General features: G+C 48.8%; 8 protein-coding genes and 1 pseudogene (1 of these 9 only partly in view). 8 read left to right on the forward strand and 1 reads right to left on the reverse strand.

Features of this window, described 5'->3' with window-relative positions; genetic code table 11:
* The first annotated feature begins 1 nt into the window (after window position 1).
* From EKK48_18330 to murG, 6 genes are all read left to right on the forward strand, one after another.
* Window positions 2-1,768 (forward strand): PAS domain S-box protein, encoded by a 1,767-nt coding sequence (locus EKK48_18330; protein RTL39825.1) that lies wholly within the window; start codon window positions 2-4, stop codon window positions 1,766-1,768.
* Window positions 1,769-1,844: 76 nt separating this feature from the next.
* Window positions 1,845-3,674 (forward strand): PAS domain-containing sensor histidine kinase, encoded by a 1,830-nt coding sequence (locus EKK48_18335; protein ID RTL39826.1) that lies wholly within the window; start codon window positions 1,845-1,847, stop codon window positions 3,672-3,674.
* On the forward strand, window positions 3,671-5,503 hold the full coding sequence (locus EKK48_18340; protein RTL39827.1) for a PAS domain S-box protein: 1,833 nt from the start codon (window positions 3,671-3,673) through the stop codon (window positions 5,501-5,503). The genes EKK48_18335 and EKK48_18340 overlap by 4 nt, the downstream gene beginning before the upstream one ends.
* A gap of 24 nt (window positions 5,504-5,527) precedes the next feature.
* Window positions 5,528-6,961: a UDP-N-acetylmuramoyl-L-alanine--D-glutamate ligase gene (gene murD / locus EKK48_18345; GenBank protein ID RTL39828.1), complete on the forward strand. Its 1,434-nt coding sequence runs from the start codon at window positions 5,528-5,530 to the stop codon at window positions 6,959-6,961.
* A gap of 115 nt (window positions 6,962-7,076) precedes the next feature.
* Window positions 7,077-8,156 (forward strand): putative lipid II flippase FtsW, encoded by a 1,080-nt coding sequence (gene ftsW, locus EKK48_18350; GenBank protein ID RTL39829.1) that lies wholly within the window; start codon window positions 7,077-7,079, stop codon window positions 8,154-8,156.
* A 19-nt stretch (window positions 8,157-8,175) separates the two neighbouring features.
* Window positions 8,176-9,315 (forward strand): undecaprenyldiphospho-muramoylpentapeptide beta-N-acetylglucosaminyltransferase, encoded by a 1,140-nt coding sequence (gene murG, locus EKK48_18355; GenBank protein ID RTL39830.1) that lies wholly within the window; start codon window positions 8,176-8,178, stop codon window positions 9,313-9,315.
* A 76-nt stretch (window positions 9,316-9,391) separates the two neighbouring features.
* Here murG and EKK48_18360 read toward each other — a convergent pair whose 3' ends face one another.
* Window positions 9,392-9,649 carry a hypothetical protein gene (locus EKK48_18360; protein ID RTL39831.1) on the reverse strand — a complete coding sequence of 86 codons (258 nt, stop codon included), beginning with the start codon at window positions 9,647-9,649 and terminating at the stop codon, window positions 9,392-9,394.
* 255 nt (window positions 9,650-9,904) lie between these two features.
* Between EKK48_18360 and EKK48_18365 the strand changes: the two genes are divergently transcribed.
* Both EKK48_18365 and EKK48_18370 read left to right on the forward strand, forming a co-directional pair.
* On the forward strand, window positions 9,905-10,375 hold the full coding sequence (locus EKK48_18365) for a hypothetical protein (protein ID RTL39832.1): 471 nt from the start codon (window positions 9,905-9,907) through the stop codon (window positions 10,373-10,375).
* Between the two features lie 331 nt (window positions 10,376-10,706).
* Window positions 10,707-11,410, forward strand: a pseudogene (locus EKK48_18370) (hypothetical protein); it runs 82 nt beyond the window's last position.

The raw sequence follows: 11,410 nt of genomic DNA on the forward strand, positions 1-11,410 counted from the left end.
CGTGAAACTTGCCACCAGAGGAATGTTGCTCGTAGCGGTGCCTGTTGTGATGCAGGTTTGTTTGATTATCACGATGTCTGTGCTTTTGTGGAAAGTGCATACACTCGCTCTGGACGAAGCGCGTTCGAAAGATGCCATTTCCAGTTGTAATCAGCTGGTTCACAATACCGGCCAGATTGTGAAGCGCATGTATGGACTCGAAGGCGAATCGACTCTCTTGACCGAGTCTGATTTGATTTTAGTCAGGTCGTATCTGCAAGAGTTAAAAGAGAGATTGACGCCGGAGCAATTGCAGATGGCGGAATTCAAGCGACTCAGTCAATTGGTGGACGAATTCGTTCCATTGATGAATGCAGTCAAGGAGCACAAATATGAACGAATGGGAAGTAAGTTCAGATCTGAGCGCGTTTTATTTACGAAGTTAGATCAGGTTTACGACTGCGTTTCCGGGATCCTCAAAGCAGTCAATACTGTGCACGAGGCGGCGCCGGCTGAGATGGCACAGGCGATAGATGCTATTAAGTACGCACTGGTAGCCTTTGTCGTCGCCAGTATTGTTTTGAGCATCCTACTTGCTTATTTCGCCTCAGTTAGCATCAGAAAGCCACTTGAATTGATGGCTCAAACAGCTGACAAAATTTCGCAACGTATTCCTCTGGAAGCGCCAATGGAAGGCCGAGACGAGTTGGCAGCTCTGGACGATCTGCTGCATCAGGTAGATACGGCAATCGACCACGCTTTAACAAGCGAGCGAAATCTTATTGCTTTTGCAGGCGATCTGGTTTGTTCAATCGATCAAAATGGCTTATTTACCAGTGCCAATCCGTACGCGTATACCCTGCTTGGATGCAGTCCGGAGCGGCTGATCTCATCATCAGTTCTTGATTTCGTTTTGTCCGATGATTGCGATAAAGTCGATCGGTTGATTGGTGCGCGCACTATATCTGGTGTCGCACCGGGACTTGAAGTGCGAATGCAAACCGTTTCAAAGAATATTATAGACACGTCCTGGTCGGCTATCTGGTCGGAGCGCGACCAGAGCCTCTTTTGCATTATTCATGATATTAGCGAGCGCAAAAATTTGGAGCGAATGAAACAAGATTTCATCGCCATGATTTCTCACGACTTGCGTACACCACTTATGTCGGTTCACAGTTCTCTAGAGCTTGTACAAAGTGGCGCGACAGGCGAACTCGCACCTCAGACTGAAGTGCAGCTAGGCAGCGCCAGTCGGAGCACAGAACATTTGATAGAGCTTGTGAACGACCTTCTCGACTTCGAGAAGCTTGAAGCCGGTCGCATGGATTTCACTGTCGAGACTGCACCGCTGCCGGAGATTTTTGAGGAAACTTGCCAACATGTGAAAGCCCTGAGCGACAAGATGAACGTTCAGATTATTTGTCCGGAAAATCGACTTTCAGTTCGTTGCGATCGCCGCAAGCTGATTCAGGTATTGGTCAATCTTGTTTCGAATGCGTTGAAGCATTCTCCAAGCGGTGGTGTTATCCGTCTGGAAAATCAGCGAGTTAAAGACATGATTGAGATTTCAGTGCATGATGAAGGTCCGGGTGTGCCCGAGGAGTTCCAGCAGTCAATATTTGCTCCTTTCGAGCAAATATCCAGCCGTGCAACTGCGAAATTGGGCACTGGTCTTGGTCTTGCTATCTGCAAGCTGATTGTTGAAGGTCAGGGTGGAAAGATCGGTGTGCGTTCCTCTGGAACACTGAAAGGCAGTGCTTTCTGGTTTACTGTCACTGCGGAAGAATAGAGTCTATAAGTGACGGATGATCCTGCGGTAGAATTAGCAAACTGTCCAACAGCCTCGAATCGGAGACCCGCCTGTTTTGCGCCTCAAACTGTCTCTCTGGCATAAGCTACTTTTGCTCGTGCTGATTCCGCTTGTTTTCGAGTTCATGTTCGTCGGCGGTCTGGCAGCAGCTCTCACTTATTCCGAGGATAGATCGGACAAGTACGAAAGTTCGAAAGAGGTTTCTTATCGGTTTTATACTGCTGTCAGTAGGCTTTTTATCGACTTGACAAAACTCGTGACGAATTTCACGACGGGTTCGTCAGATCAGCAAAAGGATCTGGATAACGCCGTTCAGTCAGCGCGAAATAGTCGCGACATTATCGCCAGTGCAAAATTGGTGAGACCGGATCTGACAGATGTGCTGCAACCACTGGTGGTGCTGCTGGACAGGTTGATTGCTGCCATTGAAAGTGGGCGGACGGTGATAGCAAATCCTGATATTCCTTATCGCAAGCAGACCAAGTTTGTTCGCCAGGCTGTATTGCCTCTCATGCTGCAGTTCCGCGAAGCGAGCGACAATGCTATGGCGCAGGAAGACAGTCTCGTTTCGGAAGAACCTCATGAACTGGAAAAGATACGACTGTTCGTCTTTTCTTTGATGGCATTCGGTATTTTTTCAAGCGTAGTGATTTCGATTTTTGCATCCAGAATTTTTACCAAGAACATTTTAAACAGGTTGTTGGCTATCGAAGAGAATGCCCAGCTGCTCGCTATTAGGGCACCCTTGAAGTTCTCTGACAGTGGTTCTGACGAAATAGCTGAGTTGGAAATGGCCCTTGAGGAGGCAAACAGTGTTCTGGCTGAAACTCGCCGAAAAGAGCTGGCAATTTTAGATGTTGCCACAGATGTGATCTGTTCGCTCGACAAACGATACAGATTCACCGCCATAGGCGCGGCCGCTCTGCCTGCCTGGGGTCTTTCTCCTGATGATCTGCTCGGACAGTCTCTCATCTCATTGCACACTAAAGAGAGTGAGCCAGCCATCCGCGCGGCTCTCGAATCGATTGCCCTGGTCGAGAAGGATACTCAGTTTGACGGTCAGTTGATCTGCAAAGATGGCAGCATCAAAGATGTTCTCTGGAATGTTAGTTGGGTGAAAGCGACACAGTCGTATTATTGCGTAGCGCACGATATCAGTGAGCGGCGAGCGGCGGAGCGCATGAAACAGCGCTTCATCTCAATTGCCAGTCATGATTTGAGAACGCCACTTTCATCAATATCCGCAGTTCTTAATGTTTTGACTTCAGGAGGAAAAGGCGAATTGCCCGAGCGCGCCGGTCAGGTTCTTCAGAAGGCTGATGCCAGCCTGGAGCGACTGATGGATCTGATCAGAGATCTGCTTGATCTGGAAAAGCTGGAAGCCGGCAAAGTCGTTATGTCTCTGGGCGTAGTTAGCGCTATGGATGTTTGCTCCGCTTCGTGCGATTCGCTTGAATTTCTGGCGAAATCGCTGGGCGTCAAGATTGTGCGACCGTTCAACGATAGCTTGCTTTATGCCGATGAACGCAGCCTTGTGCGTGTGCTTATCAATCTTCTTTCTAATGCCATTAAGTTTTCACCGCGCGGTTCGACGGTAACGCTGGAACTGAAAATTCTAGGTGATGTGACTGAATTCAGTGTCATAGACCAGGGTCCCGGAATCGCTGCTGAGGACCAGGAGATGATTTTCGAGAAGTTCAGTCAAACAAAATCGAGCGAAAAGTCTACTGCAGTTAAAGGCACAGGTCTCGGTCTGGCTATTTCTAAATTGATTGCTGAGGCCCATGGCGGCTCAATCGGAGTGGAAAGCGAACTGGGTAAAGGCAGCAGATTCTTCATGCGTATTCCAAATTACAAAGATTCCGGCGCTGAGGACGAGCAATGAAGTTAGCAACAAAAGGGTTGCTCGTCGTGTGCGTGCCGCTCGTATTTCAGTTGATTATTGTAGGAGTGCTGGCGATTTTGCTCTGGCGCGCCCAGGAAATTGCCGCCACAGAAGCCCGAGCTAAGGATGTAATCTCTCGCTGTAACCACACTACCGTTGATATTGCCAACACGATGCAGTCTGCTTTTAGAACTGACAGAGCGGCGGGGATGGAGCGTCGTGATTTGCAGCAACATGATATTGATGAAGTGCGCAAAAGCATAGGCGCCTTGCAAGATATGCTCATTGCGAGACCTGAGCAGGCTCGGAACGTTGAGCGGCTTTCGCAATTTTCTGAAAAGTTCATCAAACTGCTCATTGCCGCCAAAGCAGCTGAGGTGTCAACAGATCCAAACGTGCACGGCACCAGTGAGATTCTCGAATTTCGGATGCTGAAAACAAGCCTCCATTTGATCGATATTTTCGGCAATATAATTGCGCTCGAGGACAGGACTCATCCTGAAGACCCAACGCTACGTAAAGACGCCAGGATGATGATTCGAGTGTGGCTTCTTGCTGCTTGTGTAATCACTACAGTAATCGGCGTCGTGCTGGCGTATTTCTCATCGCAAACAATACGTAAACCAGTTGAGCGTATGGTCAAAAATGCGATTGCCATGTCAACGCGTCAACCGCTAGAGCCGGAATTGCAAGGCAAAGATGAGCTGGCCAATCTGGACCGGGTCTTACATTCGGTCAATGCCGCAATTGAGGAGGCGCTTACAAGTGAGCGCAACTTGATCAATTATGCTGCCGATCTTGTCTTTTCGATTGATCGACAGGGCAAATTTCTCAGCGTTAATCCATTTTGTAAGACCATGCTCGGCTACGAACCTGAGGAATTGATCGGCACTTCCGTACTGAAATTCATTGCTGCCGATGATGTCGACCAGGTAAAAAAGATGCTCTCGTCAAACTACAAAGGCCGTGAGAGCTTGTTGTTTGAGATAAAGATGCAGGGTAAGACCGCAGTAATTGAAACTTCATGGTCTGCCATTTATTCACAGCGCGATCGAACCTTTTTCTGTGTTGCGCACGATATTACAGAAAGGAAAAATGTCGAACGATTGAAGCAAGACTTCATCGCTATGATCAGCCACGATTTGCGTACTCCATTGATGTCCGTTTCGAGTTCAATCAATCTAGTGCAAAGCGGCGCTACCGGGGAAATTTCAGAGGTTGTAGAGCGCGAGTTGAGCAGTGCTGAAAGGAGTGTCGATCACTTGATTGAGCTCGTTAACGACCTGTTGGATTTCGAGAAGTTGGAAGCTGGTCGCATGAATTTTGAGCTTGTTCCACTGAAGATCAGTGAGGTGATTGATGAATCTGTTCGTCTTGTTGATGCACTTGCTAAAGAGCGGAAAGTAACGATCGAAAGCCCGAATAGAGATCTTATGGTCTCAGGCGATCAGCGTAAGCTTATCCAGGTCACCGTAAACCTCCTCTCAAATGCGCTCAAACACTCACCCGAAGGCGGTGTTATCAAAATTCAAACCCGTGAGGTCGGCGGAATGGTTGAGTGTGCTATTCATGATGAGGGACCCGGGGTGCCTGATGAATATGCAGAGAAGATATTTGCCCCCTTCGAGCAAATCAGTCATCGTGCCACTGCTGCACTGGGAACTGGTTTGGGCCTGGCAATCTGCAAACTTGTTGTGGAAGGACATGGTGGCAAAATTGCAGTCAGGCATTCAGATATACTTCAGGGCAGTGCATTCTGGTACAGCCTTCCGCCTGCAACTCCTCAGCCGATGTCTGTCGTCACCGCAAGTTCCGTAGTCACGCAATAACAAAATGGAACGCACTCGTCCCGAGTGCAAGAATCGTCGCAAGAAATTGTAGGCATCGGCACAGTGGGCTGCTATGATACCGCTGTGGCAGACTGGGACAAAAGAAAAATCAGCATCATGGGTTTGGGCAGGAGCGGCATCGCCACTGCCAAATATCTGGCTTCTTTTGGCGCCAATGTTTTGTTGTCGGAAGCGGAAGAAACGCCGGACAAGTTGCAAAAGGCAAAGAGTCTGCGAGCGCTTGGAGTGCGTGTTGAATTCGGACCGCCGACCGACGAGATTGCTAAGTTTGGCGAGTTTATCGTCACCAGTCCCGGCATCAAGCCTGACCATCCAGTTTTTCAGACGGCAAGGCAGCTTGGCAAGGAAGTTATATCTGATGTAGAGCTGGCTTATCGTGAGACGCGCGTGCCGATCATTGCCGTTACCGGCACTAACGGAAAATCGACCACGACTGCTCTGATCAGCTATATTCTCGAAAAGAGTGGTCGTGTTGCTCCTGCTTGCGGCAATATCGGTGTTCCTGTTCTCGATCAGCTCGAAAGACGCCCCGACTATCTCGTTATTGAAGTCAGTTCATACCAGTTGCACTATTGCAAAAATTTTGCGCCATACATTGGTGTCTGGCTCAACTTGACGCCGGACCATCTTGATTGGCATGGCAGTTTAGATGAATATGTGAAGGATAAGCGCAAGCTATTTACTAATCAAAGAGCCGACCAATACTCGGTCTTGAACATGGATGACTCCATTGTTGCCGCCACTCCCGGACGTTCTGAGATATTTCCGTTCAGCCCGACTACTGAGCTTGATGCGGCTGTGCAAGGTGCTTTCATGAAAGACGGCTATCTTGCCTATCGCATCGGTGGTCGTACTCGCCTGGTTTGTCACCAATCAGAGCTGCAGATTCTCGGGCAGCACAATTTGGAAAACGCCCTCGCTGCAATCAGTGTTTGCGCAATTATCGGCGTTGAACCAGCCGAAATTGAAATGTACTTGAAGGATTTTGGCGGACTGGAACATCGATTAGAGTATGTTGCCACCATAAGTGGTGTGAAATACTACAACGACTCGAAAGCGACAAACACCGATTCCGCTATAAAAGCGCTCCAGTCCTTTCCCGACGATAAAGTGGTTCTAATAGCCGGTGGTAAGGACAAAGGAACAGCACTTGGTGATTTTGTTCATTCTGTGAAAACTCACGCTGGTGCTGTTATTCTCATAGGTGAAGCCAAGGAGCGCTTCGAAAATGCGTTGAAAGAGGGAGGAGTCGAAAACATATATCCAGTCGATAGCCTTGAAGAGGCTGTAGATCTGGGTGGAAAGCTCAATCTCGGTCCAGTGCTTCTGTCACCGGCGTGTGCAAGCTTTGATATGTTTAAAGACTTCGAGGATAGAGGCCGTGTCTTCAAAGATATTGTCCGTGCAAGACTCGAAAAGGTGGCGCCGTCAAAGTAGCAATGCTACTCAAAGACGAAGAGATTTACCCGCTGAGCCGCCTGAACCAGAATTCAGAGGGCTGCCAAACCGGGCAATATTAAGCCTTGTCTTAACGTTATGCGGTTTCGGCTTAATGGCTGTTTACAGTGCATCAGCTCCAGAAGCTTTGCAAAGTTTTCACGATTCGACCGTTTTCTTGCGCCGTCAAGCTATTGCTTGTTTGATTGGCTTGTTCACGATGTTCAGCATCAGCCGTTATGACTATCGCAAGTTGAAAAAGTGGGCGTGGCCGTTTGCGCTGGTCTCACTGGTTTTGCTTGGATTGGTTTTAGTTCCAGGCTTGTCCGTAACCACGATGGGTTCTTCACGCTGGCTCGCCATCGGTCCAATTCAATTCCAGCCCTCAGAGTTTTGCAAAGTTGCCGCGATCATCCTGCTTGCCGCCGGATTGTCTAAACACTTCTGGTGGCACAAACAGATTTTCATCCGCATTGCAGTTAGCATGGTGATGGCTGTAATCATCGTTAAAGAGCCCGATCTCGGCAGTGCATTGATGATCATCGGCAGTATCTTTGCGCTTTTGTTTGTTTCAGGTATCAACGGAATTTTGGTAAGTGTTCTGGGCGTCGGTGGCGGTATATACATCTGGCACCACATCCAGAAAACCCCTTATCAGATGGCTCGTATTCAAAGCTGGCTGAATCCATACCTTTCTCCACAGAAGGACGGTTGGAACATCATTCAAGCGCAGCTCGCTATCGGCTCGGGAGGTCTACTGGGCGTCGGTTTTGGTCGGTCGTTGCAAAAGCTCTACTACCTGCCTGTTCAACATGCCGACTTTATCTTTGCCGTTATTGCCGAAGAGTTTGGTCTGCTTGGTTGTCTCGTGCTTTTGACGCTCTTTTCGCTATTTGGTTATTACGGTTTCAAAACCGCGATGGAAGCGCGTACTCTGTTCGGTCGATTGCTCGCAATCGGCATCACCAGTTCTATTTGCTTGCAGGCTGTCGTTAACGTCATGGTTACTACAGGATTGCTGCCGGTCACTGGAATCACGCTGCCGTTCATAAGTTATGGTGGCACCTCTCTGGTAATCACACTGACCATGGTCGGTATTCTTCTTTCGGTTTCTCGAGACACCGGCAAGCTTGTTGAAGACGACGAGTTCGGTGAGAATGCTGCCGATCCTTCTGAGCCGGCTCCGGCACAATAGGCTCCGGCCGGGATAGCTGATGGTAAAGCATCGAATTGTACTGACTGGCGGTGGCACCGGTGGCCACGTCTATCCAGCTTTGTCAGTGGCAGAGCAATTGAAGGAAAATCCGGACGTCGAAGCCATCCTTTATATAGGGGCGAAAGGTCATATCGAAGAGCGACTGGCCGCTGAACGAAAGCTGGATTTTGTTGGACTTTCCGTTGGTGGCATGCCTCGAAAATTGTCGCCAAAACTTCTCACCTGGCCGTTTCAGATGTTGTCCGCGATAATGCAGGCTAAGGCTGTATTGACAGAATTCAAGCCAACAGCAGTGCTCGGTACAGGCGGCTACGCATCTGCACCACCGCTTGCTGCCGCACAATTACTGAAAGTGCCTTATGCTGTGCACGAGCCTGATGCGCATCCAGGGCTCGTCAATCGCGTTTTCGGAAGCAATGCCAGAATAGTTTCGCTGGGCATGGAAGGTGCCGCTGAGAAGTTCCATCCGAAGAACGGCAAAGTCGTTGTGAACGGAAATCCGATCAGTAAAAACTTTTCCCGCCCGATGGACAAAGCTGCTGCTTGTGCCGCTTTCGGCTTGAACCCGGAATTCACAACTCTGTTGATTACGGGTGGCTCGCAAGGCGCGCAGGCAATTAACGAAACTGTGTTTCAGGCGCTTCCGCAATTATTGGCTCTGGAACCGCCTCTTCAGATAATTCATCAAGTCGGTGAAAAGAACTTTGCTGAATTCAAAAGCCGCCTGGATGGTTCGACCGTAAACAGCTCGCGCTATCAGTTAAGAGCTTATATTGATGATTTGTCCACTGCTTACGCGGCCTCTGACTTCACTGTCTGCCGCGCCGGCGCTATGACGATATCTGAACTTGAGGTCACGGGCACGCCAGCTATTTTCATTCCCTATCCTTTTGCGGCTCAGGACCATCAGACTTTCAATGCAAACTTTGTGCAAGAGCAGAAAGCAGCGCTCGTTATTCCGCAGTCCGATTTGACTGTCGATCGCTTCGTATCGGTTGTGAAACAGGCAGCAGATAAATCGAACAACATGCTGCAGTCTATGAGGACAAACATGGCTAAACTCGGGAAACCTGAGGCTGCAGCCAATCTAGCCCGAAACCTTCAAGATCTGAGCGCCGAATATCAGTCGAAAAAGTAGTCGAAATGCGGCAGTTGAACTGTTTCAGTGCAGTCGAGCTGGTTCAGTCGAATTGGACCAGTTCATTCGAACTGGTTCAAATGATTACAGTGGGCGCTATCGGATTGACCAGTGCCTGAGCGGCTGGGTTGACAAGCGCTTGTGCTGCGGGCGTCACCAGGCTCTGTGCCGCAAAAATTATTGGAACATCTGCGCGGCTTTCTATTTCGGTTGCACAGTTTTCAATTTGTTTGAGTAAGCGAACGGGCTCTGTATCAGCACCGTGCAAGCGAGTCACTACTTCTTTCAAATCGGCGATTGCACTCTTTAGAGTGATTTGATTGGGAAAGGACATATCTTTCCTTGCTAGTCTGTGAGGGGATTTACGAGACTTCGGTGCAACCGGGTTGCCATTACCTTGATGAGATACTAACACAGGGTTTTTAGATTGCAGCCGGCACTTTCAGCCAGCCAACTTAAATTTGATGTCAAGAACTGTGCGCCCAGCAACATGGCATGTCTTGGGTGTCTGATAGATATGGAGAACTTATTCACATTAGTTATTCAGGTATTATCCTGATAGTAGATAAGCGCGATTTTTGGTTTTCCCATGCCTCCACTAACTCCTGCTGCAATTGAAATGATCTGGTGGCTTTCCTTTGTCACTCTTTCCATTTTGTTTGTATCTGGATACGCCGCGCGTCGTTGGCAATTGCACTTAAATGCGCAACGACTGCGCGAGCTGACGGACCTGCAGTTGTACAGAAAGCGTTTGCAGGTGATTACTAATGAGATGCTTGTGCTGGCTAATGAGATGGATCAGCAGAGTAAGTTCATTCCAGGCAGCGCCTCGCAGAGCTGGTCTAAAAACCTCGGAATTGCTTGCGATGAGCTAGTTCAGCTGGGCGAAACATTGCCTCTCATCGATCAGCTTTTGGAGCGAAAAAAGATAAAGGCTGGACGAGAAGGCATTTTGCGGTCGTGTCGGATGGCTGCGAAAATCTCGCGCGAGCTGCATAACATTCGTGAGGCGGAACCGAAACTCTTAGGCGACAAACAGAGCGGTTCTAAATTGCCGTAGAGTCAAATCGAAAGTTGGCTTACGCTAACGATTTTACGGGCATGTCAGCTCGCATCCTCCGAATATAGATAGTAAGGCATTTCTATATGCGTGCGCCACTACTTTTGGTGCGTAAGTTGGATGCTAATTTCCGGCAAAGTTTAACCAAATATCTTTGCTCGAACATGTACATGACAACCTGAAAATCTCATAGAATTGAAATATAGGTTTCAACGAAGTCGGTGACAAGAGCAACGTGCGCTGTCGCTCCTGCGTGCACGAGCATGTGGCTATGCCCTTGCCGGAGATTTTGCTGCGACCAAATTGGGGATGAATCGTGGAGGACGTGATCATGGCTAAGAAGAAGAAAGGAGCGAAAGCAGCTGCGGCTGGGCAAGGAAGCAAGGCACCCGTGGCAGCGGCTTGCGTAGAAGAGGAGAAAGAAACTTGTGCATCCACCGAAGATGCAGCCGTAGCAACGGTTTCAGAGGCGGAGGAAGCACCGAAAGAAGATGAAGCAGCAGAAGTAACTTCAAGCGACGAAGAAGCGAAGGAAGAAGAATCGAAAGAGGAAGCATCGAAAGAAGATGAAGCTGAAGAAGTAACTGCGAGCGACGAAGAAGCAAAGGAAGAAGAATCGAAAGAGGAAGCATCGAAAGAAGATGAAGCTGAAGAAGTAACTTCGAGCGACGAAGAAGCAAAGGAAGAAGAATCGAAAGAGGAAGCACCGAAAGAAGATGAAGCTGAAGAAGTAACTTCGAGCGACGAAGAAGCTAAAGAAGAAGATACAGAAACAGAGTGCGATTCAAGTTGTTCTGAAGAAACCAGTGATGCTGCATTGGCGCCCGCAGCGCACGGAGTTGAAGTACCGGCAGAAGTTGTCGGTGGTGCTTTAACTGCTGATGAAATGGCTGAAGAGTGTAAGGAAGAGTGTAAAGAAGAAGCCAAAGAGTCAGAACCGGCTGCAGAAGCACCTGCAGAAGAAGAGAAGAAAGAGGATGAACCAGCTGCAGAAGCACCTGCAGAAGAAGAGAAGAAAGAGGATGAACCAGCTGC

It is taken from the genome of Candidatus Melainabacteria bacterium, assembly GCA_003963305.1.
Taxonomy (GTDB): domain Bacteria; phylum Cyanobacteriota; class Vampirovibrionia; order Obscuribacterales; family Obscuribacteraceae; genus PALSA-1081.

Bases quoted from the DNA above. Each gene is read 5' to 3' on its own strand.
- EKK48_18340 (RTL39827.1), top strand. From the start codon at position 3,671: ATGAAGTTAGCAACAAAAGGGTTGCTCGTCGTGTGCGTGCCGCTCGTA.
- ftsW (RTL39829.1), top strand. From the start codon at position 7,077: ATGGCTGTTTACAGTGCATCAGCTCCAGAAGCTTTGCAAAGTTTTCAC.
- murG (RTL39830.1), top strand. From the start codon at position 8,176: ATGGTAAAGCATCGAATTGTACTGACTGGCGGTGGCACCGGTGGCCAC.
- EKK48_18360 (RTL39831.1), bottom strand. From the start codon at position 9,649: ATGTCCTTTCCCAATCAAATCACTCTAAAGAGTGCAATCGCCGATTTG.
- EKK48_18365 (RTL39832.1), top strand. From the start codon at position 9,905: ATGCCTCCACTAACTCCTGCTGCAATTGAAATGATCTGGTGGCTTTCC.